22 protein-coding genes and 1 other RNA gene are annotated in these 24,873 nt (G+C 67.7%); 16 read left to right on the top strand and 7 right to left on the bottom strand.

Annotated elements, in window-relative coordinates; genetic code table 11:
* Positions 1–48: 48 nt before the first annotated feature.
* Positions 49–1,230 (top strand): phage major capsid protein, encoded by a 1,182-nt coding sequence (locus ACQCSX_RS08680; RefSeq protein ID WP_427018589.1) that lies wholly within the window; start codon positions 49–51, stop codon positions 1,228–1,230.
* Positions 1,231–2,140: 910 nt separating this feature from the next.
* On the opposite strand, the gene ACQCSX_RS08675 is transcribed toward ACQCSX_RS08680, so the two are convergent.
* Both ACQCSX_RS08675 and ACQCSX_RS08670 read right to left on the bottom strand, forming a co-directional pair.
* Positions 2,141–3,583, bottom strand: coding sequence for an IS1380 family transposase (locus tag ACQCSX_RS08675; protein WP_427015697.1), 1,443 nt, complete (start codon positions 3,581–3,583; stop codon positions 2,141–2,143).
* 266 nt (positions 3,584–3,849) lie between these two features.
* Positions 3,850–4,269: a helix-turn-helix domain-containing protein gene (locus ACQCSX_RS08670; RefSeq protein ID WP_427018588.1), complete on the bottom strand. Its 420-nt coding sequence runs from the start codon at positions 4,267–4,269 to the stop codon at positions 3,850–3,852.
* A 303-nt stretch (positions 4,270–4,572) separates the two neighbouring features.
* On the opposite strand from ACQCSX_RS08670, the gene ACQCSX_RS08665 reads away from it, so the two are divergent.
* The 11 genes from ACQCSX_RS08665 (at position 4,573) to ACQCSX_RS08615 (ending at position 13,154) form a co-directional block, all read left to right on the top strand.
* Positions 4,573–4,770, top strand: coding sequence for a hypothetical protein (locus tag ACQCSX_RS08665; RefSeq protein WP_427019014.1), 198 nt, complete (start codon positions 4,573–4,575; stop codon positions 4,768–4,770).
* A 32-nt stretch (positions 4,771–4,802) separates the two neighbouring features.
* Positions 4,803–5,147: a TadE/TadG family type IV pilus assembly protein gene (locus ACQCSX_RS08660; protein ID WP_427018587.1), complete on the top strand. Its 345-nt coding sequence runs from the start codon at positions 4,803–4,805 to the stop codon at positions 5,145–5,147.
* Complete coding sequence (locus ACQCSX_RS08655; RefSeq protein ID WP_427018586.1) at positions 5,128–5,586, top strand: hypothetical protein; 459 nt, start codon at positions 5,128–5,130, stop codon at positions 5,584–5,586. Before ACQCSX_RS08660 ends, ACQCSX_RS08655 begins: the two co-directional genes overlap by 20 nt.
* The gene (locus ACQCSX_RS08650; RefSeq protein ID WP_427018585.1) at positions 5,586–6,050 is read left to right on the top strand and encodes a pilus assembly protein TadG-related protein; all 465 of its coding nucleotides are present in this window, start codon (positions 5,586–5,588) and stop codon (positions 6,048–6,050) included. Before ACQCSX_RS08655 ends, ACQCSX_RS08650 begins: the two co-directional genes overlap by 1 nt.
* A 33-nt stretch (positions 6,051–6,083) precedes the next feature.
* Positions 6,084–7,202 carry a peptide chain release factor 2 gene (prfB, locus tag ACQCSX_RS08645; protein ID WP_427018584.1) on the top strand — a complete coding sequence of 373 codons (1,119 nt, stop codon included), beginning with the start codon at positions 6,084–6,086 and terminating at the stop codon, positions 7,200–7,202.
* Between the two features lie 153 nt (positions 7,203–7,355).
* Entirely contained in the window at positions 7,356–8,117 is a 762-nt protein-coding gene (ftsE, locus tag ACQCSX_RS08640) for a cell division ATP-binding protein FtsE (RefSeq protein WP_427018583.1), read from the top strand.
* Positions 8,114–9,028 carry a permease-like cell division protein FtsX gene (gene ftsX / locus ACQCSX_RS08635; protein WP_427018582.1) on the top strand — a complete coding sequence of 305 codons (915 nt, stop codon included), beginning with the start codon at positions 8,114–8,116 and terminating at the stop codon, positions 9,026–9,028. The genes ftsE and ftsX overlap by 4 nt, the downstream gene beginning before the upstream one ends.
* A 33-nt stretch (positions 9,029–9,061) precedes the next feature.
* On the top strand, positions 9,062–10,456 hold the full coding sequence (locus ACQCSX_RS08630; RefSeq protein WP_427018581.1) for a M23 family metallopeptidase: 1,395 nt from the start codon (positions 9,062–9,064) through the stop codon (positions 10,454–10,456).
* Between the two features lie 55 nt (positions 10,457–10,511).
* A complete protein-coding gene (smpB, locus tag ACQCSX_RS08625; protein WP_427018580.1) occupies positions 10,512–10,982 on the top strand; it encodes an SsrA-binding protein SmpB in 471 nt (156 codons plus the stop codon).
* Entirely contained in the window at positions 10,982–11,863 is an 882-nt protein-coding gene (locus ACQCSX_RS08620) for a cytochrome c oxidase assembly protein (RefSeq protein ID WP_427018579.1), read from the top strand. Before smpB ends, ACQCSX_RS08620 begins: the two co-directional genes overlap by 1 nt.
* Before the next feature lie 13 nt (positions 11,864–11,876).
* The gene (locus ACQCSX_RS08615) at positions 11,877–13,154 is read left to right on the top strand and encodes a glycoside hydrolase family 3 N-terminal domain-containing protein (RefSeq protein WP_427018578.1); all 1,278 of its coding nucleotides are present in this window, start codon (positions 11,877–11,879) and stop codon (positions 13,152–13,154) included.
* Between the two features lie 43 nt (positions 13,155–13,197).
* Here the strand turns inward: ACQCSX_RS08615 and ACQCSX_RS08610 are convergent, their stop codons facing one another.
* The 3 genes from ACQCSX_RS08610 to ACQCSX_RS08600 are packed head-to-tail and all read right to left on the bottom strand — an operon-like array spanning position 13,198 to position 17,411.
* Positions 13,198–14,427 carry a macrolide family glycosyltransferase gene (locus ACQCSX_RS08610; protein WP_427018577.1) on the bottom strand — a complete coding sequence of 410 codons (1,230 nt, stop codon included), beginning with the start codon at positions 14,425–14,427 and terminating at the stop codon, positions 13,198–13,200.
* A gap of 12 nt (positions 14,428–14,439) precedes the next feature.
* Positions 14,440–15,756: a cytochrome P450 gene (locus ACQCSX_RS08605; RefSeq protein WP_427018576.1), complete on the bottom strand. Its 1,317-nt coding sequence runs from the start codon at positions 15,754–15,756 to the stop codon at positions 14,440–14,442.
* Positions 15,753–17,411, bottom strand: coding sequence for an FAD-dependent oxidoreductase (locus ACQCSX_RS08600; protein ID WP_427018575.1), 1,659 nt, complete (start codon positions 17,409–17,411; stop codon positions 15,753–15,755). The genes ACQCSX_RS08605 and ACQCSX_RS08600 overlap by 4 nt, the downstream gene beginning before the upstream one ends.
* A 273-nt stretch (positions 17,412–17,684) precedes the next feature.
* Between ACQCSX_RS08600 and ACQCSX_RS08595 the strand changes: the two genes are divergently transcribed.
* Complete coding sequence (locus ACQCSX_RS08595) at positions 17,685–18,242, top strand: DUF5134 domain-containing protein (protein ID WP_427018574.1); 558 nt, start codon at positions 17,685–17,687, stop codon at positions 18,240–18,242.
* Positions 18,243–18,302: 60 nt separating this feature from the next.
* Here the strand turns inward: ACQCSX_RS08595 and ssrA are convergent.
* Together ssrA and ACQCSX_RS08585 are read right to left on the bottom strand one after the other, a co-directional pair.
* Positions 18,303–18,669: a transfer-messenger RNA gene (ssrA, locus tag ACQCSX_RS08590) on the bottom strand.
* Positions 18,670–18,874: 205 nt separating this feature from the next.
* Positions 18,875–20,989, bottom strand: coding sequence for a hypothetical protein (locus ACQCSX_RS08585; protein ID WP_427018573.1), 2,115 nt, complete (start codon positions 20,987–20,989; stop codon positions 18,875–18,877).
* Positions 20,990–21,302: 313 nt separating this feature from the next.
* Between ACQCSX_RS08585 and ACQCSX_RS08580 the strand changes: the two genes are divergently transcribed.
* The 3 genes from ACQCSX_RS08580 to ACQCSX_RS08570 all read left to right on the top strand — a co-directional run bounded on the left by ACQCSX_RS08580 (position 21,303) and on the right by ACQCSX_RS08570 (position 24,862).
* Positions 21,303–22,352 carry a hypothetical protein gene (locus tag ACQCSX_RS08580; protein WP_427018572.1) on the top strand — a complete coding sequence of 350 codons (1,050 nt, stop codon included), beginning with the start codon at positions 21,303–21,305 and terminating at the stop codon, positions 22,350–22,352.
* Positions 22,353–22,395: 43 nt separating this feature from the next.
* The gene (locus ACQCSX_RS08575) at positions 22,396–23,595 is read left to right on the top strand and encodes an IS4 family transposase (RefSeq protein WP_427018571.1); all 1,200 of its coding nucleotides are present in this window, start codon (positions 22,396–22,398) and stop codon (positions 23,593–23,595) included.
* 211 nt (positions 23,596–23,806) lie between these two features.
* Entirely contained in the window at positions 23,807–24,862 is a 1,056-nt protein-coding gene (locus tag ACQCSX_RS08570; RefSeq protein WP_427018570.1) for a zinc-dependent alcohol dehydrogenase family protein, read from the top strand.
* Positions 24,863–24,873 lie beyond the last annotated feature (11 nt).

Below are 24,873 nucleotides of genomic sequence, written 5' to 3'. Positions count from 1 at the left end.
CAACACATCCCGCGCCGCATTCCGGCGCCACTGACTTAAGGATTCAAAATGTCTGCAGCTCTCTACTCGACCCGCGAACTTTCCCGGATCGGCACCAAGGCCCAGGAAGTCGCCAACGACTCCACCCTGAGCAACACTGAGAAAATGACCGTGCTCAAGGGCATGCAGTCGGAGATGGACGGTCACCGCCAAGTCGTGGAGGCCTACCAGAAGTCCCTGCGCCTCATGGTGGGCGGGGAGTCCCTGAACAGCGGATCGTCCGTTTCCGCCGCGTACGGCATCGCCGCAAAGGGTGCCGCCGTCCCGAGCCTGAGCATCCCGGACGAACACCTGAACGAGGCGTTTCTGTCCATCAAGGGCGGCGGGAACTTCCGCGCCGAACTGGGCATGAAGGACGCCGCATCTTCCACGGCCACCGCCGGCCAGTTGCCGCCGCAGCTCATCGGACTTGTGGACAAGCGCTTTGAGCCCTCCCGGATCCTGGACCACCTTCTGACCACTTCGACGTCCGCGCCCAGTGTGGAATTTCTGATCCACTCCGCCAACTCGGCGAACGCGGCCGCGGTTGCAGCCGGCGCGGCAATGCCGGAATCCTCGCTGACCACCACGCAAGCAATCCTGAAGCTTGAGAAGATCGGCATCTACACCACGCTGACGGATGAGCTCATTGCCGATTACAGCACCTTCCGGGATTACGTGTCCGTTGAGCTTCAGCGCCAGATCGTGGATGCCGAAAACGCGGCCCTGTTGAACGGTTCCGGCACGTCGCCGCAGATCCGCGGCCTGCTCAACACCTCCGGCGTCCTGACCCGCGCCAAGGGCACGGACAGTAACCTGGATGTCATCGAGCAGGGCATCATGGATCTTCGCACCGGCTCCAGCTTCTGTGAGCCCGACGCGCTGATCGTATCGCCTCAAACGTGGTCCATAATTCGGCGCGCCAAGAACACCCAGGGCAACTACATTCTGGGAGATCCGGGACAGAGCACCGTCAATGACGTGTGGGGCATCCCGGTGGTCCAGACGACGCAGATTGCCGCCGGAACTGCCGTGCTCGCCAACCTCCACATTGCGGCCACCGCGTTCATCCGCCAGGGCGTCACCTTGGAGATGACGAACTCGGGCGGGACGGACTTCGAAAGCGGCAAGGTCAAGGTCCGGGCGACCGAGCGCCTGACCCTTGGTGTTCAGCGCCCGTCCGCCGTGAACATCCTTACGGCGCTGGCCTGAGCATGACGGCCACCGTTGAAGTCCTGACCCCGTTCCGTGTCGTTCACGACAGCACCCCCTACGGCCCCGGAGACGTGGCAGAGGTTCCCGTCTCGATTGCCGAACATTGGCAGTCGTTCGGATGGGTAAAGCCCGTCACCTCGAAGAGCTGACAAATCGGCGTCAACATCACCGGATGCGGTTAGTCCTTGTCGCAAATGGAATGAAGGCCGGCACGGGTTCCGATTAGATGACGGAGCCGCCGCCCTGCGCAACAATGAATGCCCCGTACAGCCCGCCCAGGCAGTGCGGGGCATTCGCCTTTTCAGGGTCAACCCTGAAAAGGACCACGGCGATGTCATGGGGTCGGTAGTACCGAGGGCATGAGCACAAGGGCCATCGCGCCGATTGTTGGGGCCAGCCAAAAGACGGTAGCCAATGACCTGTCTGAGCAAAATTACTCAGACGACTTACCCCGAACCGTCGAATCCATGGACGGGATCAGTCAGGCTCGAGGGTCAGGTTCAAGGATCCCCATAAGGACCCCTACGGGGAGATCTCCCGGAGAGTCCCCTACCGCCGCAGCATCCCAAAGCCCCCGCCCCTTGTCTGCGATATTCCAACGCCTGTAGCCCGCCCAGTGAACCGGGGCAGGCTGGCGTCATCCGGCCACTTGCGCATTGTGGACGGCAGCCCGGCGGTTCGGGCTTGAAGAGGGGTATAGACACCGCGCCCACACTGGTTAGCGTCTAGCCCGGATTTTTCATCGGACGGCGGTCGGGGCGTTGGGTGCGGGTTTTGCCGTCCCGGCGGGCTGAATCGGATTTCGGGTGTGGCTGATGGACCCGGGGGCGCCGGGCTGTGCGCGGGCTTCCACTGTTCCCGTTGGTGTTCTTCTTTCCTGCTCGTTGGTTGACGGGGGGTTGCGGTGTCAGGCCCGCAGGAGGACCGCGGGGCGGTTCGCGGCTGCGGCGATCCGTTCAATGGCTTCGAGCAGGGCGCTGATCAGGGGTTGCTCCGGCGCGGCGGCGGGCAGCAGCAGGTGGTTCCGGCGGGCGCGGGTGATGATTTTCCCGGCGGTGGCGAAGAGCCGGTAGCGCCAGCGTTTGATGTCCCAGCCCCGTGCTTTGTGGCCGTCGGGCAGGGCGGTGAGCTGGAGCCAGGAGACCAGGTTCGCGGCCAGGACCGCGAGGTTGGCCCAGGCCTGGTTGGCAGCGAAATCGAAGAAGGGGAGCTTTCCGAGCCCGGTGTTCTTTAGGGTTTTGATGCGGTTCTCGGCCCGGCCGCGGGCCCGGTGCCGGGCATCCAGAAAAGGTCCGTGCCAGCGCGGGGAGTTCGTCAGAAACGCTGTCACACGGTGACCGTCGATGTCGAGCAGGGTCGGTGTCGCGCCGGGGTGCAGCGGTTCGGCGCGCAGGAAGATCTTCGTCCCCGGCGGGTAGTCATCGAGCGGGATCACCTGCGTGGCGTTGATGACCCAGGCGTCATCGCGTTCGACCCCGTCCTGGTCCAGGGCCGGTTGCCAGTATTTCTTGTCGTTGATCCAGTCGATCATGTGGGCCTTGCCGACCGGCACCGGGTACGAGGCGGAGAACTGCACGCCCCGCGAATGCAGGTACCAGAGGAACTTCCGGGACGCGCCGGCGCTGTCGGTGCGGACCAGGATCTTCTCCCCGTCCAGTTCCCCGGTCCCACCGTAGAGGGAGTCGGGCAGGACGGCGATGGCGGCCTCGAAGATGCGGATGTGGTCCTCGGCGTTGTTCGCCGTGGCCCCGCCGTGACGCAACAGTACCGCGAGTTCCTCCCCGGTGCCGCTGCCGGCACCGTAATCGAGGCTGGCGGTGAACGGGGCGAATCCGAACCCGCCCTTGTAGTTTCCGGTGGCCTGTTCCTTGTCCGAGTGCGAGGTCACCAAGGTGGCGTCGAGGTCGATGAGCAGCGGGTCCGCGGCCGTCGCCTTCACCGCCGGGCTGCGGTCTCCTGCGGCTTCCCATGCCCGGGTCCGCAGTTCCTTGGCCAGGGTCGAAAAGCCGTAATCGAAGACGTCCGGGTTCTTCACGGTGCGTTCGAAGAACCGGGAGACTGTTGCGTTCGAGGGCACGTTGCCGAACACGCCGGGCTGGGCGCGCAGGATGTCCAGGTCCGAGGCGTGCTCGCCGCCGGCGGCGAGCATCACCGCCAGCGACCCGAGCAGCCTCCCGGGCCGGTGTGAGGCCATCGCGGGGACGAACTGCCCGAGCCGGTCCTCGCACAGGTCCCGGAACCCGAGGGCGTCGATGAATGAGGTCAGGATCCGTCCCCCGGCATGGGAGACCAGCGACTGGCCGGTGAAAGTGACCGGGAGGGACGGGAAGACCTTGGTAGGCTGATGCATCGAAAAGGTGCTCCTTCAAGACACGGAAATAACGGCGTAGACACCCCTATTTTCCCTTGTCAGAGCACCTTTTCGTGTCTTAAACACACCCCTCAGCCCAACCCTGATGAAAACCCCGGGCTAGGTGGGCAGGAACGACGCAGGCAGAAACCTGGAAACGAGTGGGTAGGTTTTGCCGACCCACTCGCATCCCGGCCGCTGCCAAGGGTGTGCAGACTGTGCACACCCTTCCGCATTTGAAATGCGAGCTGGCAGGGCGGGGGAGGCTAGGCGACGAGGGCCGACATGCGGCACCCCAGGACTTCCGCCAGGGCGGCAATATCGGACACCATCAGCGTGCCCTCACCGGAGAGCCGGCGCCGAAGCGTGGAATCGGACATGCCGACACCGGCCGCAACGGCCTTGTACGTCAGCGGAGACCCGGCGATGACGGCCCGGATCTTGGCAAGCGTCGCATCGTAATAGCTGTAGGGGCCCGCCGTGTTCAGGAGCTCATCCATCAGGATTACGAACTCGACGCGCAGGGACGAGGGCATTTCCAGCGCCTCAGGATCGTCCCATGTGACGTGGACGTAGGTGCCGCGGGGGATCGTCTCCACGCCGGTTACGGTGCCCATCTCGCCGGTTGCGCGGTGCTTCACGCGCTGCCCTACCTGCGGGGAAGTGGTGGTGGTAGCTTTGTGCATGTGTCCGGTCCTATTCGCTGGATGCCATACCCCGGAGGCCTGCAAGCCTGCCGGGGCTTTTACTGATTTTCAGTAATAGGGACTATTCCTTATCGTGGTGCCGCTGGTGTTCGGCATCCTGCCGCTCACCGTGCTGTTCGCCGTGTTCCCGGGCCTCGCCGTCCTGCAATTGGGGTTCTGAGATGGCCCCGCACCCAGCTGTGACACCCATCCCGCACCAACCAACCAAAGGGAGACACCATGCGAGCACCAAACCGGGCGCCGGCAGTCCTGCTGGGCACCATACTGCTGGGCACGACGGCGATGGCCCGCCGGGGACGAACGTTGTGGGACCGGGCAACCGGCACGGCGGCGGACGCACCGGACCGCGGGGACGTGCCCGGCTGGGTGATGATCACGCTCATGTCGGCCGTCCTGGTGGCAGGGCTGCTGGCTGTCGCCGGGCCCGCCCTCGAGGGCCTGTTCAACCAGGCGATCGGCCAGGTCAGCACCGGCCCCTAGCGCCCCGGCCCGCCGAACGGGGTTCGGCCGTAGTGGACTTCGTGCTGGTCTCGGCCCTGCTGACACTCCTTTTCCTGGCCGTGGTCCAACTGGCCCTGGTGCTGCATGTGCGCAACACCGTCGCCGATGCCGCCTCCTCCGGCGCCAGGTACGGCACGCTGGCGGACCGCACTGCCGACGACGCCCGCGGGCGGACGGCTTCTCTGATCGCCACGGCCCTCGGACCGGGATACGCCCAGCAGGTGAGCACCGCCGTGCAGAGCATCGACGGCGTGGCGGTGCTGACCGTCACCGTGCGGGCACCGCTGCCGGTCATCGGGCTGCTGGGTCCCAGCCGCTCGCTGGAGGTGAGCGGCCATGCCGCGCTGGCACCCTGATCCGGGCGGTGGCCGGGCGCCAGCCGGCGGCGAGGAGGGCAGTGCGGTGCTGGAATTCGTCTTCCTGTCCGTGCTGCTGATGGTCCCGCTGGTGTACTTTGTCCTGACGTTGGGGGCACTGCAGGGCGGGGCCTATGCCGCCGTCGGTGCCGCGGACCAGGCCGCCAAGGTCTTTGCCGCACAGCGGGACCCGGGAACGGCCCGGGCCGCCGCGGAACAGGCGGTGCTGCTGGCGGTGGCGGACCAGGGATTTTCGGCCGGGGACGCAACACTGGAGATCGGCTGCGGCACCGGCGGCTGCCTGAGCCCGGGGTCCACCGTCACCGCGACAGTGACGCTGCGCATTCCGCTGCCCGTGGTGGCCTCACTGCCCGGGATTGCGCTGCACGCGGGCACCGTCGATGCCACGGCCAGCCAAGTAGTGGGGCGGTTCCGCTGATGGCGCGTCCTGCGGGGGAGGGGCCATCGGGCGGGCGCGAGTCCGGCCAGCTCATGGTGCTCCTTCTCGGATATGTCGTGCTGGCGCTGCTGCTGGCCACGGTGGTCTCCGCCGTCTCCAGCGTCTACATCGAACACAAGAAGCTGCTCTCCGCCGCTGACGGGGCTGCCGTGGCGGCCGCGGACAGTTTCACCCTCGGCGCGGTGGTGGAGGGGAATGGCGCTCCGGCGGCGCTGCTCTCGCCAGCGCGGATCCAAGGGGCCGTGGCCACCTATCTCCAGCTCAACGGAAGCTACGAGCGGTTCGCCGCGCTGGCAGTGGGGCCGGGCACGGGCACGCCGGACGGCCACACGGCCGAGGTGGTCCTGACCGCCGTCGTGCATCCGGTATTCATCAACTTCCTGGTCCCGGACGGCATCGCCATCACCGCCACCGGGACGGCGCGCTCGCAGCTGGCACGGTAACGGGCGCGTGTCAATGACGTAGGCTTGAACATCATGGCTGAGATCGATTTTTCCGCAGAAATCAAGGCGCTGCGCGCCACCTACGTCTCCATCGAGCGCGTGTCCGAGGTGGACAAGCTCAAGGAGGACATCGAGGACCTCTCCGACCAGGCCGGCGCCCCGAACCTCTGGGACGATCCCGCCGCGGCGCAGAAGGTGACCAGCCGGCTGAGCCACGCCCAGTCCAAGCTGGAAAAGCTGGAAAGCCTTGAATCCCGGATCGACGATCTTGAGGTGCTGGTGGAGCTGGCCCAGGAGGAGGGCGACGCCGATTCCCTGGCCGAGGCGGCCAAGGACCTCCCGGTGCTGCAGAAATCCCTGCAGGACCTGGAGATCACCACGCTGCTGGCGGGGGAGTATGACGAGCGCGAGGCAGTGGTGACCATCCGTTCCGGCGCCGGCGGCGTGGATGCCGCGGACTTTGCCGAGATGCTGCTGCGCATGTACCTGCGCTGGGCCGAACGCCACGGCTACCCGACGGCGGTGCTTGACACCTCCTACGCCGAAGAGGCCGGCCTGAAGTCCGCCACCTTTGAGGTCAAGGCCCCCTACGCCTTTGGCACGCTGAGCGTGGAGGCTGGCACGCACCGCCTGGTGCGCATCAGCCCCTTCGACAACCAGGGCCGCCGCCAGACCTCCTTTGCCGCCGTGGAGGTCATTCCGCTGATCGAATCCACAGACAGCATCGAGATCCCGGACAACGAGATCCGCGTGGATGTGTTCCGCTCCTCCGGCCCCGGCGGCCAGTCGGTGAACACCACCGACTCCGCCGTCCGGCTCACGCACATCCCCACCGGCACGGTGGTGTCGATGCAGAACGAGAAGTCCCAGCTGCAGAACCGCGCCGCGGCCATGCGCGTGCTGCAGTCCCGCCTGCTGCTGCTCAAGCAGGCGGAGGAGAACGCGGAAAAGAAGGCGCTGGCCGGGGACGTCAAGGCCTCCTGGGGCGACCAGATGCGCTCCTATGTGCTCAACCCGTACCAGATGGTCAAGGACCTGCGCACCGAGCACGAGGTGGGCAACACCTCCGCCGTGCTCGACGGCGAGATCGACGATTTCATCGACGCCGGCATCCGCTGGCGGGCCGACAACCGCAACGCCGCCGCCCAGTAGGCATCCAACGTTTCTTCGGGACACGCCTGCCGGGTGTCCCGGATTGGCTGCACCGGATGTCTATAGTCGATAAGCCGGTGGTTTCTTCCCCCCACACCAGTGCCCGTGCACCGGCGTGCCAGCACCGTTCGCTGGAAGGGCGTCAGAAGAGTCATGATTCGTTTCGATAATGTCACCAAGGTTTATGACAGGAAGACCCGCCCCGCGCTGGATTCCGTGTCACTGGAAATCGACCGCGGTGAATTCACCTTCCTGGTCGGATCCTCCGGGTCCGGCAAATCCACCTTCCTCCGCCTCGTGCTCAAGGAGGAGCTGGCCACCCGCGGCGCCGTGTACGTGGCTGGCCAAAACGTCGCCAACATCTCCAGCTGGCGCGTGCCCAAACTGCGCCGCGGCATTGGCGTCGTGTTCCAGGACTTCCGCCTGCTCCCCAACAAGACGGTGTTCGGTAACGTGGCCTTTGCCATGCAGGTGATCGGGCGGAGCCGCGGCATCATCAACGACCGCGTGCCCGAGGTGCTCAAGACCGTGGGCCTGGAGGGCAAGGAAAACCGCCTGCCGCATGAACTCTCCGGCGGCGAGCAGCAGCGCGTGGCCATCGCCCGCGCCGTCGTCAACAACCCCGGCATCCTGCTGGCCGACGAGCCAACCGGAAACCTTGACCCAACCACCTCGTTGGGCATCATGAAGGTTCTGGACAAGATCAACCAGAACGGCACCACTGTGGTCATGGCCACGCACGACGACGACATCGTGAACGAGATGCGCAAGCGCGTCGTCGAGCTCCGCAACGGCGAGATCGTGCGCGATGAGGCGAAGGCACTCTACACCTCGATGATCCCCGTGGTCTCCGCGGCGCCGCGCACCGGCCCGGGCGAGCGTGCGGATGCCTTGGCCAAGGAGGCCGAAGCGTGAGATTGGCGTTTATCCTCGGCGAAATCGGCTCCGGCCTGCGCCGCAACCTCTCCATGGTCATCTCCGTGGTCCTGGTGACCTTCGTGTCGCTGACCTTCGTTGGCTTTGCCGGCATGCTGCAGATGCAGATCGGCCAGATGAAGGGCTACTGGTACGACAAGGTCCAGGTGGCAGTCTTCCTCTGCGTGGACACCTCCACCGCCGCGACCTGTGCCTCCGGCCCGGCCACGGCGGAGCAGAAGGCCACGATCACCACGATGCTGGAATCCCCGGCCATCAAGCCCTACATCAACGCGTACCAGTACGAGTCCCAGGACGACGCGCTCAAGCACTTCCGCGAGCAGTTCAAGAATTCCCCGATCGTGGATTCGGTGACGGCCGACCAGCTGCCGTCCTCCTTCCGGGTAAGCCTGGTCAACCCGGAGAAGTACCAGATCATCAACGAATCGTTCTCCGCCACCCCCGGCGTGGAGACGGTCATTGACCAGCGCCAGCTGCTGGAGCAACTGTTCTCCGTGATGAACGGTGCCTCGGTGGTGGCCGTCGCCATTGCCGGATTGATGATCCTGTGCGCCATCTTGCTCATCGCGAACACCATTCGGCTCTCCGCCTTCAGCCGGAGGCGGGAAACCGGCATCATGCGGCTGGTGGGAGCCTCCAAGACGGTCATCCAGCTGCCCTTTGTGCTGGAGGGGGTGATCGCCGCGGTGGTCGGCGCGGTGTTGGCCTCCGTGGCGGTGTGGGCCGTGGCGCGGTTCCTGGTCCAGGGCTACCTGGCCGACACCTACAAGGACACGGCCTTCATTTCGGCCAGCCAGGTGCTGGTGCTCGCACCCGGGCTGGTGCTGCTGGCCATTGTGCTGGCCGGCATCTCCTCGGCACTGACGCTCCGGAAATATCTAAAGGTCTGAGGGACTGTGGCACACGGCAAAGAGGAGACAGTGGTGGCAGGAGTTCCGGCGCGGACGAGGAACCCCCTGGCAGCGGTGCGCCGCAGGGCTGCCAGCACGGGCGCCGTCGTGGCCGCAACCTTGCTGGCAGCGTCGCTGCTGACCTTTGCGCCGGCCCATGCCGATGACCTCTCGGACAAGGCCGCGGCGCTGCAGGACCAGGCCAACGAGGTGGCGTCGTCGCTGGAATTTGTCGACTCCTCCCTCGCCAAGGCCGCCTCGGACCTGACCCTGTTCCAGGGCCAGCTGCCGGGCGCGCAGCAGGCACTGGCCGAGGCTCAGGGCCGGGTCAGCGCCGCCGCCGCCGAGGCCGAGTCGCTCGCGGCACGGGTGGATCTGGCCCAGCAGAACATGGACAAGATCGCCGCGCAGATCGATGTCGACAAGCGGAAGGCCAACGACGCCAAGAAGGTGATCGGCCAGATTGCCGCGCAGTCTTACAAATCCGGCGGTGTGCCCACCAACCTGTCCCTGATGCTTGGTGCCAATTCCAGCGGAGACCTGGCCAATACCATGGACATGGCCGGCCAGGCCATGCGCAGCCAGAATGCCATGCTGGACAAGCTGAACCAGCAAAACGCCACCAATGTGAACTCGCAGGCGCGCCTGTCCGCCGTCGAAGCGGAAATCAAGGACCTCAAGGCCAAGGCCGATGCCGCGTTGGCTGCGGAAAAGGCCGCCCGGGACGAGGCGGAGGCCAAGAAGGCCGCGGTGGACAAGCTCATCGCCGACACCTCGACACTCTCCGCCCAGCTGAATGCGCGCAAGCCGGAGATCCAGGCCAAGCTGGCCGCGGTCAAGGCCGAGCAGGACAATGTGGCCGCCCAGATCGCCGAGCAGCAGCGCAAGGAGCGCGAGGCCGCCGAGGCCGAGGCCCGTGCCCAGGCCGAACGGGACGCGGCAGCGTCCGGCAACAGCAACAACTATGTGCCCCCGCCCCCCGGCAATCCGTCGGCCTTTGGCCTGCAGCACCCCTTTGCCGCGGGCATCCCCATCACCTCCGGCTTTGGCTGGCGCCAGGTGCCGGCCGGCACCATGGACTTCAACGGCACCGGCTCCTACCTGCACAGCGGCATCGACTTCGGCGCCCCGTGCGGCACGCCCATCTACGCCCCCGCGGACGGCACCGTGAAGCTGGCCGGCCAGACCAATGTGGTCATCGGCGGTGGCAACGTGCTGTGGATCAGCCACGGCGTGGTGCAGGGCAATGCCCTGATGACCGTCTACTACCACAACAGCTCCGTGCTGGTCTCGGCCGGCCAGCGGGTGCAGCGCGGCCAGCTGGTTGCCTACTCCGGCAACACCGGAAATTCCACCGGCTGCCACGCCCACTTTGAAACCTGGCTCAACGGCAGCCCCGTTGACCCCATGACCGTGCTGGGCGGGTAGCAAGCGGCGCTTGCTACACTGTCCCTTGCACCCATCTGCGTAAAGGAGTTCCACCGTGCCTAAGGAAAGTGGCCTGAAGGTAGTGGCCACCAATCGGAAGGCCCGGCATGACTACCACATCTACGACACCTATGAGGCCGGACTGGTCCTGATGGGCACCGAGGTGAAATCGCTGCGCGAGGGGCGCGCCTCCCTGGTGGACGGCTTCGCCACGTTCTACAACGACGAGCTCTACCTGGAAGCGGCCTACATCCCGGAGTACCTCAACGGCAGCTGGACCAACCACACGGCGCGGCGCCGGCGCAAGCTGCTGCTGCACCGTGAGGAACTGGAAAAGATTGCGCACAAGACGCGCGAGTCCGGCTTCACCATCGTGCCGCTGCAGCTGTATTTCCTCAACGGCCGGGCCAAGGTGGAAATCGCCATCGCCAAGGGCAAGAAGGACTACGACAAGCGCCAGACGCTGCGCGAAAAGCAGGACAACCGAGAGGCCCTGCGCGACATGCGGGAGAAGAACCGCGGCTGATGCCACCGCTGAACGCGTTCCTTTCCACCTGGAGCCTGGACCCCTGGGCCCTGGCCCTGTTGCTTGCCGCCGGAACGCTGTACGGGGTGGGGCTGGCCAAATCGGCCAGGGCGGGCACCGCCTTCCCGCTCTGGCGGGTGCTGGCCTTCTACCTGCTGGGCCTGGGCAGCTATGCCTGGGTCAGCTTCGGCTTCCTGGGCAGCTATGCCGCCGAGCTGCGCTGGGCCTTCTCGGTCCGGCTGGCGTTGCTGCTCTTCGTGGTGCCCATGCTACTGGCACTGGGGCTCCCGCTGGGCGTGGCCCGGGCCGCCCTGCGCAACCCGGGCGTACGCGCCAGGCTGTCCGGCCTGTCGCGGTGGCCGCTGAAGTTTTTTGGCAACAGCGCCGTGGCCCCCGTGGTGGGCCTGCTGGTCTTCTCCATGCTCCTGACCCCGCTGGCGGGTTTTGCCCGGCTGGACCCGGTGGTGGAGGCCCTGCTGGGCGTGGCCGTGCCGCTGCTGGGACTGCTGCTGGTGCTCCCCATCACGGAGGCCGGCACCCGTACCACCACGTCGTTGTTGATGCTGCAGTTTGTCTTTGCCTTCATCGAGCTGCTGGCCGATGCCGTCCCCGGCGTTGCGCTCCGGCTGAACACCTCCATTCTTGACCACGCGGCCGCGCCAACGTCCCTGCTGCCGGGCTGGTTCCCCAATCCGCTGCGCGACCAGCAGCTGGCCGGGGACTGGCTGTGGTTCATCTGCGAGGCCGCTGACCTGCCCATCATGATCTTGCTGTTCATCCAGTTCGCGCGCACCGACAAGGGCGAGCGCAAAGTGCTGGACGCCATGAGCGATGACGAGATGGATGCACTCAACGCCATCCATCTGCGCAGCAGGGGATAGCGGAGGACTGCACATGGCGAAGCACCAGTGGTGGACCGCGGCCATGGCGGCGGTTGCCGTCGGACTGGCCGTGGTGTTCGGCCTCAACGCTTCCTCGCCCACCGGCCACTCCACGGCCTCCCCGGGCCCCGGCGGCACGACGGCGGCCCCGCCCAGCACAACCACGCCCGCGGCGGTCCCCACCGCCACCGCGCCACCGGCTACAGCGCCGGCCACCAGCGCGCCACCGGCCACAGCGCCGCCGTCGGCCGCACTGGCGGCCCTGCGGCGGCTGACCCTGCGGCAGAAGGTGGGGCAGGTGCTCATGGTGAGCTCGCCCGTCGCCGGCCCCGATGCCAACACCTCCGCCGCGCTGGGGGAGCTGGGTGTGGGCAATGTCTTCCTGAAGGGCCGCAGCTATGCCGGTGCGGGCGCCATTGCCTCCGTCGTGGCAGGCCTCCGCAGCCAGGTCGAGGCGTCGGTTCCCGGGGTTGCGCCGTTTGTCGCCACCGACCAGGAGGGCGGACTCGTGCAGATCATGAACGGTCCGGGCTTTTCCGTGATCCCTGCGGCGTTGGAGCAGGGGAGCCTGGACCCGGCGCAGCTGCGCACCGATGCCCAACAGTGGGGCAGCGAGCTCGCCGGAGCCGGCATCAACGTCAACCTGGCACCGGTGCTGGACACCGTCCCGAGTGCGGCCTTTGCGCCCAGCAACGCCCCCATCGGGTTCTTCGGCCGCGAATACGGCTACACCCCGGAATCGGTGTCGGCGCATGGATTGGCGTTTGCCCAGGGCATGGCCGCGGCCGGGGTCCAGGCCACGGTGAAGCACTTCCCGGGGCTGGGCCGGGTCACCGCCAACACCGATGTGGCCAGCGGTGTCAGCGATGCCACCACCACGCGCCATGATCCCTTCGTGGCCCCGTTCGCCGACGCCGTCCGGGCCGGGGTCCGTTGGCTGATGGTCTCCAACGCCAGCTACCCGGCCATCGATGCCTCGGCCATGGCACCGTTTTCGGCCACCATCCTCACCGGCATGGTCCGCAGCGACCTTGGCTTCACGGGGATCGTCGTCACCGACGACATCTGCGACGCCGTCCAGGTGTCCACGGTGCCACTGGCGGAGCGGGCGGTGCAGTTCATTGCCGCCGGAGGAACCATGGCCCTGTGCACCAACCAATCCATGGCCGGGACCCTGTACCAGGGCGTGCTGGCGCGGGCGGGGGCCGATCCCGTGTTTGCCGCCCAGGTGGACGCCGCGGCGTTCCAGGTGCTCCAGGAAAAGGACGATCGGGGCCTGTTGGTCCCGTAGCCGGCGGCCCCCTAGCCGGCGGTCGCCTGAATCCACGGGAGCCTCACGCCCCGGGCGGCGGCCCTTGGGCCCGCAGGAAGCCTTCAATGGCATCGGCCGCGGCCTCCGGTCCGCCGGCGGCGCGGACGCTTGCCGACATCGCGTGCACATTGCCACGGATCCGCTGGTCGGCGTCCACCTCTTCTACGGTGCTGCGCAGGAGTGCGGCAGAGAGGGTGGCCGGGTCCAGCCGGCGGCCGAGCCCCAGCTCCTCCACCCGGCGGGCATTGGCAGCCTGCTCGGGCTGCTGCGGCACTGCCACCAGCGGCACGCCGAAGTACAGCGATTCCATGGTCGAGTTCATCCCCGTGTGCGAGAGGAAGACGCTGGCGTGCCGCAGGACCTCCAGTTGCGGGAAGAACGGGCGGACGTCCACATTGGCGGGAATCGCGCCGAGCTCTGCTGCCTGGATCTGCTCGCCGGTCGCTATCGCCACCTGCCAGCGGCTATTGCCGAACGCCTGAAGGCACATCCGGAAGAAATCCGGCCGGTCGTTCAGTGGCGTCGTGCCCAGGGAAATGAACAGCAGCGGCCCCGCCGCCGGCGCCTGCCAGCTGCCTGTGGACACCCTCTTGCCCAGGCAGGGGCCGACAAAGTGGAACCGCCCGTCAAAGGTGTCCCCGGCCGGCTGGAACGCGCGCGGGATGAAGGAGATGTTCAGCGAGGCGGGGACGCCGTCCATAAAGCCGATGTTCTCCAGCCCCTGCTCCGCCGCGAAGCCACTGACCTGCTCCCTGGCCTCCTTCCAGGCCCGCAGCGCCGCGGCAGGCAGCCGTTCGGGCATCAGCTCGCGCATCGAAAAGTGCTCGTTGCTGGCATAGGTGGGCAGCAGCGCAATGTCCGGCACGTTGAGTTTTGCCGCGGCCATCTTGCCGGCCAGGGTCATGGCGTCGTAGCAGAGCGCATCGGGCGGATCTGCCGCCAGCCGGGCCAGCAACACCGGAAACTCCTCCCGCGCTCCCAGCAGCAGACGCTGCATCAGCCCCGACATCAGGGGGTTCATCATCGCGCCCGGACTGCCCCCGGCGGGCGGCTGGAGGCTGTGCCGCGGCAGCTGGGCCGTGAAATCGGTGCCGCTGGCAAAGAATGCAGCCCCCGTGGCCCGGACGGCATCGGCATATTTTTCCGAGGTGGCATAGGTGACCCGGTGGCCGCGGCGGACCAGCTCGGCAACCACCGGCAGGGTGGGGTTGACGTGTCCGGTGGCGGGAAGGCAGACGACGGCGATATGCATGGCGGCACCGGGCTACTCTGTGCCCGGCACGGCAGCGCGGACGCCGTCGATGTCGACGGCCAGGTGCCGGGGGCCGCGCAGAATGGGACTGGGCCGGTACAGGGGCGGGTCCTCGGCCAACCGGGGGTTGTCCAGCCGTCCGGCGAATTCGGCGAGCGCGATCTGGGCCTCCAGCCGGGCCAGCGGGGCCCCGAAGCACAGGTGGATGCCGCTGCCAAAGCCGAGGTGGTCGTTGTTTTCGCGGTCAGGGAGAAAGCTGTCGGGGTCTCTGGTGTGGAGCGGGTCCCGGTTGCCCGCGGCCAGCACCGGTGTGATCGAGGCGCCCGCGGGAATGGTGGTGCCGGCGATCTCGATGTCGTCAAGGGCCGTGCGGAAGGGCAGGAAATGCACGGGCGGCTCGAACCGGAGCAGCTCTTCGACCATGGGGATGGCCAGATCTGGATCGTCCCGCAGCCGCGCGAGCATGTCCGGATGGTGCAGCAGGGTCAGAATGCCGTTGGAGATGAGGTTGACGGTGGTCTCGTGGCCGGCCACCAACAGCAGCAGGCCCAGGCTCACCAGCTCCTCGTTGGTCATCCGCCCCTCGGGACCGTCGTCGTCGGCCATGGCGGAGAGCAGGTCCGTGCCGGGTGCCTGCCGGTGGGCCGCCACCAAGTCGGTCATGTAGTCCAGCAGCCACTTGCCCGCCTCGGTCCGCTTTTGCTGCTGCGTTTCGGCGTCGACACCGGGGTCGGTGGACTCCAAGGCCATGTCCACCCAGACCCGGAAGCGCCGTTCGTCCCCGACGGGGACCCCCAGCAGCTCGCAGATCACCGCCACCGGAAACGGATAGGCAAAATCGTCAACGAGGTCCACACGCGTCCGTCCGGCCAGATCGTCGATCAGCCCCGTCACGATCTCCACCATCCTGGGCTCCAGACCCGCGACCCGCCCCGGGGTGTTCGGCGGGCCGAAGTGCCGCATGGCCAGCCGCCGCAATCTGTCGTGGTCCGGCGGATCCATCAGCAGGAAGCTGGGCCCCAGCCCCCGCGCTTCCCCGGCACCCTCTTCGGCCTCCTCCCCGGTTCCGGCGGTCCCGGTTCCGGCGGTTTCGGTCCCGGTGGTTCTGGCCCCGGCCGCGGCAGCCGCAGCCGCCTGCGGGTTGCGGCCGACATCGGAACTGACCCGGGGGTCGTGCAGCAGCGAGACGATCTCCGCATAGGTGCTCACCAGGTACGATCCGTCCTCCGCCACTGTTACGGGGGTTTTGCGGAGCTCGGCGTAGAGCTGGTAGGGGTTGGGCCGGTGGGAGTAGTCGAGGATCTGCTCCCAGACACTGGGCTGGGTCATGGCAATGGCTCCTTGGAAAGGGGAAACGAGGTCAGCGTGGCGCGGCGCTCGCTGGGGTCGTGGCCGGTCACGACGACCGTCGCGTCGTGGGTGGGGCTGGCCATGGCATGGAAGCCGGCGGGGACCGGCCGGCGCTGCACCGGCTCGTCGACCTGGCGGAAGGTGGGCGGGAAGGGTGCCGCCTGTTCGATCAGCGGTTCGTAGAAGTCCACCCACTTGTTTTGGTTGAAGGCCACAGCGGCCACGATGCGGCCCTTGTAGCCGTAGACCGCCATAAACCTGCGCTGGGCCACCGATCCCTGCGTGATGACAACCTCGTCGGCCACCGAGGGCACGCCCACGCTCTTGATCTCGGTGCCGAACTGCACGGACCAGAATTTCGGCACGGCCAGGTGCGGCCAGCGCTCGGCCTGGGTGCTCACCATGTTGTGTGCCGCCACGTCGGCCTGGGCGACGGCGTTGTCCCAGTGCTCAAGCGCCAGGAACTGGTAGCCGAACATGGGCTGCGGTGTGCGCGCGACGTCGCCGGCGGCGAAGATGTCGTCGGTGACCAGGCCGTTCGCATCGAAGGCGCGGCAGCCGGCGTCGCAGGCAACGCCCCACACGCCGCAGGCCAGCCCCGAACCGGCCAGCCATTCAACGTTGCGGATCCGGCCCAGTGCCGCGACCACCACGTCCACCTCCAGGGTGCTGCCGTCGGAGAGCCGGGCGCGGCGCACCTGCCCGCCGGCATCGCCCTCCAGCGCTGTGACCCTGACCCCGCAGCGCAGGTCGACGCCGTTCGCCCGCTGGAGCTCGCCCGCTATCGCCCCGATCTCGGCACCGAGTGCCGCCCCGAGGGGGACCGGCCCGGCCTCCGCCACCGTCACCGGCAGGCCGCGTTCCCGGCACACGGAGGCGATCTCTGAGCCAATGAATCCGGCACCGATGACCAGCACGCGGCGGGGCTGCGCCGCGAACATCCGCTCCAGGGAAGCGGAATCCTCCCGGGTGCGCAGCGTCACCACGCCGGCCAGGGCGGCCTCGGCGGGATTGGGCCAGGGACAGGCCCGCACGCCTGTGGCGATCAACAGCTTGTCGAACCCGATCCGCGTTCCGTCGGCGAGCCGGACCTCCTTGCCGGCCAGGTCAAGTCCGGTGGCCGCCACCCCCAGCCGCCAGTCGGCGTCGAGCCCGTGGCGCCGGGGGAGCGCCGTGCCGCCCGGATGCACCCACCCGGCGGGGACCTGTTTGGACAGCGGCGGCCGGTCGTAGGGTGCGTGCACCTCGTCGCCGACCAGGGTCAGTGACCCGGAAAATCCTTCCACCCGCAGCCGTTCCGCGGCCCGCAGACCGGCCAGCGACGCGCCCACGACGACGATCCGGCCGGTCCGCTTGAACGCCTCCATGCTCCCGCGGGACGTCGGAGGTTCGGATGCGGCCGACGTCGCCGGCCCGCCGGGCGGTGCTGGGTTGCCGGGCGGGAAGGGTTGCTCGATCCGGATGGCCTGGACCGGGCAGGCCGCGGCAGCACGCAGGATCCGCCGGCGCTGGGAATCGTCCGGATTGGGGTCGTACGCCAGCGCCTCGTCGCCCTGGATGGTGAACACGTCAGGCGCGAGGAAGGCGCACTGCGCGTAGCCCTGGCATTTGGTGAGGTCGACGACGAGTCTCATGCCGGGCCTCTCCGCCCTGTGCCCGCGTGTCTGTCCACCCCACACCTCCAAAGCGTCGATCCTGTGGGCGGTGCCTTGAGTCTAGGCCCGGCGGCGGGGTGGCGGAAGGGGCCCGCGCCGGGGGTTTCGGGGCGGGCAGGAAGCCGGCCGCACCGGGTCGATCGCCCTCAGGGTCTACCCAGCAGCGGCTGGTAGACCGGTACCAGAGAACCATCCGCTCCTGGTGTGCCCCGGCCCGGGACGCGCACACGAACCACAAGGACCATTTGCCGCATGACGACCGCCACGCCCCTTGCTGCCGCCCTCGCCGCCACCTTGTTGGTGGCCGCCGCCTGGTCCTTGGGCAGGGCGTTGGCCCAGGGTCCGTGGGTGGCCAGGACCAACCACCTGCTGGCAGCCCTCATGGGCGTTGTCCTGGCGGGCCTGCCCCTTGGTTGGACCCTGGGCCCGGGTCTGCTGCCCCTGGGGGTGTTCACCGCGGCCGCCCTGTGGTTTGTGCTCCAGGCAATGCTCCACCGCCAGCCATGGCTGGCCGGAACCGGGCTTGGTGTGGCCGGCGGCGTCTACCGTGCGGCCATGATGGCCGCCACCGTGTGGATTTTGGCCGCCGCTCCGGGCGGGGCCAGCGGTGGCTCGGTGCATGAACTGGGCGCCATCTTGACCCATCTCGCCGGTTCCATCGTGCTGGCCTTTGCCGGCGTGGGGTGGTTGCTGGCCGCATTCTCGGCGTCCCGGGGCGATGCGAATGCGGCAGGTGTTCCCCGGAGCAGGGGAGTGCATGAGGCATTGATGGCGGTTGGGCTGGCACTGTCCTTGTTCGCGCTGGTCTGAGCGCCGCTTGGGGGCCCGGATACACCAAAGGCCCCCTCACGGATGAGGGGGCCTTTCGTTATGTGGAGATGGGGGGAATTGAACCCCCGTCCGATGTTGTATTGCCAGGGCTTCTCCGGGCGCAGTTTGCGGCGGTTTTTCTCAGCCCCAACTATCTTGCAAACGAGTAGTTGCCAGGCTCAGTTACATAAGAGTCCCCTCAACCCCTGCAACGAGGGTTAAGAGCAGTGGCCCTCTAAATGACGCCAGGAACCGGGCCGAAGGCATACCCGGGCTGACGGACTGTCTTACTGCTTAGGCAGCGAGAGCGAAGTCAGTGCGCTTTGAATCGGCACTTATTGTTTTACAGAGAGCGTTTACGAGATAACCCTGTATCCTCGGCCCGCTTCACCTGCCGCGACTAACATCGTCGAAACCGATCATCCCCATATGGTGTTATCAAACCCACCCGCAGCCATCCGTGGGATGGACGGCGTGTGGACTATTTACTGTAGCGCACTCGGCGCCCGTTTTGTTCCCGACGGCGGAGCCAATGGTCAGGGGCGCCTTGGTTGGAGCAGTCCCAGGCTGTCCGCCACCGCCAGCGCATCGTCCAGGTTGGTCACTTTGAGCTTGCGGTAGATGCTGCCCAGCTAGGTCTTGACGGTGTTGACCGAAACAAAGTGGCGCAGGGCAATCTCGGCCCGGTCACCGGTGTCCGCCAGTGTGGCCAGGACTGCTGACTCCCGGTCGGTGAGGGCCATGGCCGGTTTCTGGGCCAGGGCGGCGGAGAGCTCAATGCCGTGGCGGACGGCGGCGCCGGCGACGGCGGATCTGTCGCCCGCTGGCAGCCATGCCAGGGCTGATTTGAATCCCGTCTCGGAAAGCATGGATGCCAGCGAGGCAAGGATCTCCACCGGCCCGGCCATTGGTGGGGGCGGCCTCGAGAAGCTGCAGAACCTTCTCCGGCCGCCGCTGCGCCAGGGCCAGCCGGGCGTGCAGCAGTTTAGCGCCCAATGCTCACTTTTTGACAGTTCGGCGCGCAGCGGCTCCTCGAACTGGGCTGCCGACTCCACATCAAGATCCTCCACTGCCGCCAGCAGGCTGGCCAGGAGGAAGGGTATTTGTGCGTGGGAGGCCATGAGGGAGACGTCTCCCGCCTGACCCCTGGCCTGGTGCAGAATGTGCCGGGCCGCATTGGCGGACCCGGTGGCCACGGTGACCAAGGCCTGCAGGCTGAGGGCATGGAACCTGTAGCCGGGGAGGGTGCAGTGTCCGCCCGCGACGGCTGCCAATTCGAATGCCTCCGCGGCCCGCTCAAGCTGCCCGGCGGCCAGCATGCACAGACCGAACTGCACCATGGCGGCAGCCTCAAACGCCGGCATGGCCTCTCGCTCCGGCAGCGGCAGTTGCTGCAGCAGTGCCAGACCCTGCTGGGCAGCGCCCACCCCCTCGCCGGTCCGGCCGGCCATCCGCAGCGCCGTCGCCGCCACTGCCAGAAGTGCCAGCCGCTGGACCCCGCCGGCGTGCGGCTCCTGGACCCTGACGCCTTCCAGCGCCTGGTCCAGGTATTTCGACGCGGCCGCCTGGGTGGTGGGGTGAGCCGAGCAATGCAGGGCGAGGACCAAGGCAAGCACTGGGTGCTGGACCAATACGGTGCCGGAGAGCCGTTCCAGATCGGCCTTGACACGGCGGCCGGCACCGGGAGCGCACAGATAGGAGTAGTCCAGCAGAATCTGGCTGCAGAGGCCAAAATCCGCAATGTCGACCGCGCAGGCAAGGGCCTGTTCGGGGTTTCCGCGTGCCAGTTCATGATCAATGACGGTCCGCGTCAGGGCCTGGCTGTCGGCATCCGGGCGGCGGCTGTACAGGTCCAGCAGTGCCGTGCGGACGGCGGGCACATAGTGGAATTCCGCGGCGCCCCGGGCCTGGATCCACTGGCCCAGACCGAGCGTCTCCACCCGGGAGATGAACTCCTTGGCCTGGTTGGTGCCGGCCAGCGCATTGCCCAAATCAGCGGTGAAACGTTCCGGGACGGAGGTGGCCTCCATGAAGCCAAGCATCGCCGCATCCAGGGAGAGGCTGCGCAGATGGGCCTTGATGGAGGTGGTGACGGTGGCCAACACGGTTTCGTGCAGGAACGCGGTCCGGTCGCTGGCGGCGGGGACGCGCAGCAGTGCCGCACGCAGCAGCTGCGGGGATCCGCCCAGCCCGGCGCAAAACATTTCCTCGGCGCCGGCCAGGGCGGAGCCGCTGAAGAGCTGCACGGTGTCGGCCCGGGTGAAATGCCGCACCTGGTGCGGGACCACCGCCACATCAATGTCGATGATGGCGCGCTGCTGTTCCAGGGCCATCTCGCTGCGGGTGCCGATGACCATCGAGACGTTGGGCGCCATGCGCACCAGATGCAGCAGCCCCTCGGCCACCTCTGAATCGGTGATTTCCTCAAACCCGTCCACCACGACAACGTGGGGCTCCTGGCCGGACAGCGCCTCGGCCAGGGACCGGGGGCAGTCCGGCGCCGGCCCGTTGTGCCGGCGCGGGCTGCCCCAGCTGCCCAGGGCGCCGGACACGGCCCGCCAGAAGGCCGCCGGGCCGGCATTGTGTGCCCCCACGGACACCCAGATGCAATGGGCCGTGTGCCGTGCCCGGACCCAGTGGACCAGCGCCACCATCTTGCCGGCGCCTGCGGGGGCCCGGACGATGGTGATGGGGGCCGTTGCGGCGGCGTCCAAAGCCGCCAGCACGCGGGGACGCAGCAGGGCCAAAGCCGAAATCTGGGGCGTGCCCAGCACCGCGGCGACCCGCTGCTGGTCCGGCTGTTCCTCCAGGCTCCCCCCTCAAGGTATGGCTGTGGTCCGCGCCGGACGGAGCGCAGTGGACCTTGCACTGGATTCTATAGGCAGTATGGTCCAACCTTAGAGACGGAGGTCCTCTGTTGCCCAAACCCGGAAACAGTGGCGCCTGGACCGGCAGCCGGCCCAGGTTCTGGCTGTCGGATCCGAAGAATTGCCCGCCTGCTCCGTGGGGCGGTAGCGTCGACGATGGACCCATAGGCAACCGCAGGAAAGGGCCTTAATCATGGCCGCAGCAAAGAAGACCGCGCAGAAGAAGCCCTCCTCCACTCCCTCGTCGGGTATTTCCGTGCGTGCGCTCGCCATTCGGCGCAGCGTTGAGGCCCTCACCCCGGACTTTGTGGCTTGGTTCAACCAGGACGGTGACGACACGGCGGCGGCCCTGGCCGTGCTCGGCGAGGTGGCCACCGTGGCCGGGGTGCTGGTGGATGCGGGCTACGAAACGACGGCGCTGGCTTTCGAGGCCGACCCGCTGTTGGACGCGGCCGACGCCGTCATGGCCGAGGAGCCCGACGACGAGCAGGCCAGCTTCACGCTGACGGCGCTGCGGATCTACATCGAGTTCCTCGAGGAGACCGGCCGCTGGGCGGGCAGCGACGAGGCGCTCGGTGACGTGCAGGCGATGCTGTTCATGGGCGCTCAGGACCGCATGGGTGGGTTCACCTTCGACCTTCCCGAGCTGTCCGAGGAGGCCGAACTGGCCGGCCTGGCCGGCACTGAGCTGGTCCGCAGCGCCGAGGCCATCCTCGCCTGGCTGGGCACGGGCACACCCATCGGGCCGGGCGAGCGTCCGCTGCCCGTGGACCACGGCGGCATGGTCCAGGCCGCCGGCTCCGGGCATGCCGAGGCCATTTGGAACGCCCTGCTGGAACTTGAACTCGTGGCCGTGGACGCGGACACCGCGGCCCCCGCCCCTGCTGCACAGACCTTCCTGTCCGGCGGCACGGAAGACCGGCTGGTGGAGGTGCGCGGACTGGCCTCCCTGGCCATGGTCGAGCTGGTGGAGGAAAGCCCCTCGGAGCTGGAGAACCGCGAGGTCGCCGAGTCCATCACCGTGGGCGTCCTGTCGCTGGCCACCTCGGCGGAACCGCTCGCCGTCGAGCAGGTCTTGGACCGCGCAGACAGCGAGGCGGAGGACGCCGACGTCGCCGGCTTTGTCCAGCAGACCCTGGAGTCCCTGCAGACTCTGGGCCTGCTGAGGATGGACGGCCACGTAGTCATGGAGCCGTTTGCCGTGCGCGCACTGGCCGAGGCCTTTAGCGGAGACTACGCCTAGGCCCAATGCCGTTTACTTACGTCCTTTGTGTTAATCTTTCGGCATGGCGCGCAGTGGCGGGGTGACACGCGAGGGTCCCGAGCGGTTGAGCGACCACGTCTCGATCGGTGTGTTTCCGCCGGATGTGGTGGATGCGGTGATTGAGCGGACCGGGGCCGCCGAGCAGCGCACCCGGCTGTTGCCCTCCCGGCTGATGGTCTACTACGTGATGTCCCTGGCGCTGTTTTCGGCCGGGTCGTACGAGGAGGTGATGCGGTCGCTGCTGGCCGGGATGGAGTGGCTCACGGGCCGGTTCGGGGAATGGCAGATGCCGACGAAGGCCGCGATCTTCAAGGCCCGCACCCGGCTGGGCTCCACGGTGATGGCGGAGCTGTTCGCCGAGGTGGCGACGCCGTTCGCGGCACCGGACGGGCCCGGGTTCTACAAAAAGTGGCGGCTGGTGGCCGTGGACGGGACCACCCTGGACCTGGCGGACACGCCGGCCAACGAACGCGCCTACGGGCGTCCGGGCACGACGACGGACTTCAAGAGCGCCTACCCGCAGGCGCGGGTGCTCGGCCTGGTCGAATGTGGCACGCACGCGGTCCTCTCGGCCGTGGTCGCCGGGCTTTCCACCTCCGAGCACGACCTGTATCCGGCCCTGCAGGCGGACCTGGATGCCTCGATGCTGCTGATGGCCGACCGGGGATTCTTCTCCTACACCGCCTGGACGGACAGTGCCGGAACCGGGGCGGCGCTGCTGTGGCGGGTCAAGGCCTCCAACCTGCTGCCCGTCGTTGAGGAGCTGGCCGACGGGTCCTACCTCTCGGACCTTTATGCCAGCCCCAAGGACAGGAGGAAGGACACGGACCCGGTCCGGGTGCGGGTCATCGAATACACGGTCACCACCGGGGAGGAGGTCAGCGGCTTCCGCCTCATCACCACCCTCCTGGACCCGGAGGCGGCACCGGCACAAGACCTCGCCGGGGCGTATGCCAGACGGTGGGAAATTGAGTCCAGCTTCGACGAACTCAAGACCCGCCAGCGCGGGCCGGGGATGGTGCTGGGGTCCAAAACCCCCGGCGGGGTCCTGCAGGAAATCTACGGCCACCTGTGCGTGCACTACGCCATCCGTTCCCTCATCGGGAGCGTCGCCCGGCACTTCGAGGAGGACCCGCTGCGGTTCTCCTTCACACGGACCCTCCGGGCAGCCAAGCGTTCCCTTGCCGGGCGCCCGGCTTTTTCCCCCTCAACGCCTGGCTGAGGCCTTCGCCGTCTTCTGCCGGGAAATCCTGCACGAACTCCTGCCCCTGCGCCGGCACCGCACCAGCCCGCGCGTGGTCAAACGGACGATGTCGAACCGGCCGCTCAAGCGAATACCAAAGAATCCTAAGTAAACGGCATTGCGCCTAGGCCCGCACAGTCCGGTCATTAGACTCGGTGGATACCACTGTCCCGATATTCCAGGAGTGCCCATGCGTGCCACCATCATCCACGGTCCCGGCGACATCCGCGTCGAGGAGCGCGACTACCCGGTCCTGCAGCTGCCCGGCGACGCCATCGTCAAGGTCACGGCGGCCTGCGTGTGCGGATCGGACCTGTGGCCCTACCGAGGGGTGAAGCCCACCCGCAAACCCTCCGCCATTGGCCACGAGTTTGTGGGCGTGGTGGAGAGCCTGGGCGAGGCCGTAACGGATCTGGCCGTGGGGGACTTTGTCATCGCCCCGTTCGTGGACAGCTGCGGCGAGTGCCCACAGTGCCTCAACGGCGTCACGGTGGCCTGCGACCATCTGGCCGGCTGGGGCGGCAAGGACGAACACGGCTTCCGGCTGGACGGTGGCCAGGGCGAGGCCGTGCGCGTGCCCAACGCCTCCGCCACGCTGGTTGCGGTGCCCGTTGACGGTGCACCGGATGCTGCGCTGACGGCCAGCCTGCTCTCGCTCTCCGACGTCATGGCCACCGGCCACCACGCCGCCGTGTCGGCCCATGTGGGTCCGGGCCACAGTGTTGTCGTGGTGGGCGATGGCGCGGTGGGGCTGTGCGGTGTGCTGGCCGCCAAGCGGCTGGGCGCCACCCGGATCATCGCCATGTCCCGGCACGAGGACCGGGCCGCACTGGCCCGCGAATTTGGTGCCACCGATGTGGTGGCCGAACGCGGCGAGGAGGGTGTGGCCCGCGTGCGGGAGCTGTTGGGCGGCGTGCTGGCCGACTCCGTGCTGGAATGCGTGGGCACCAAGGAATCCATGGAACAGGCCCTGCACAGCACCCGGCCCGGCGGTGCGCTCGGCTTTGTCGGCGTGCCCACGGGTGGCTCGGAGATTCCGCTGCGCTACCTCTTCGACACCAACATCAGCGTGGCCGGCGGCATGGCCTCGGCCCGCACGTACATCCCCGAGCTGCTGGCGGATGTGCTGGCCGGCGCCATCAACCCGGGCCGGGTCTTCGACGTCGAAATGCCGCTGGAGCAGGCCCCGGAGGCCTACCGGGCCATGGATGAGCGCCGCGCGATCAAGGTTTTGCTGCGACCCTGATGCATCTTTCC

The organism is Pseudarthrobacter sp. P1 (assembly GCF_050156935.1).
Classification (GTDB): domain Bacteria; phylum Actinomycetota; class Actinomycetes; order Actinomycetales; family Micrococcaceae; genus Specibacter.
Note: the sequence above shows the minus strand (reverse complement) of the source record. Positions and strands in the feature narration are given on the sequence as shown.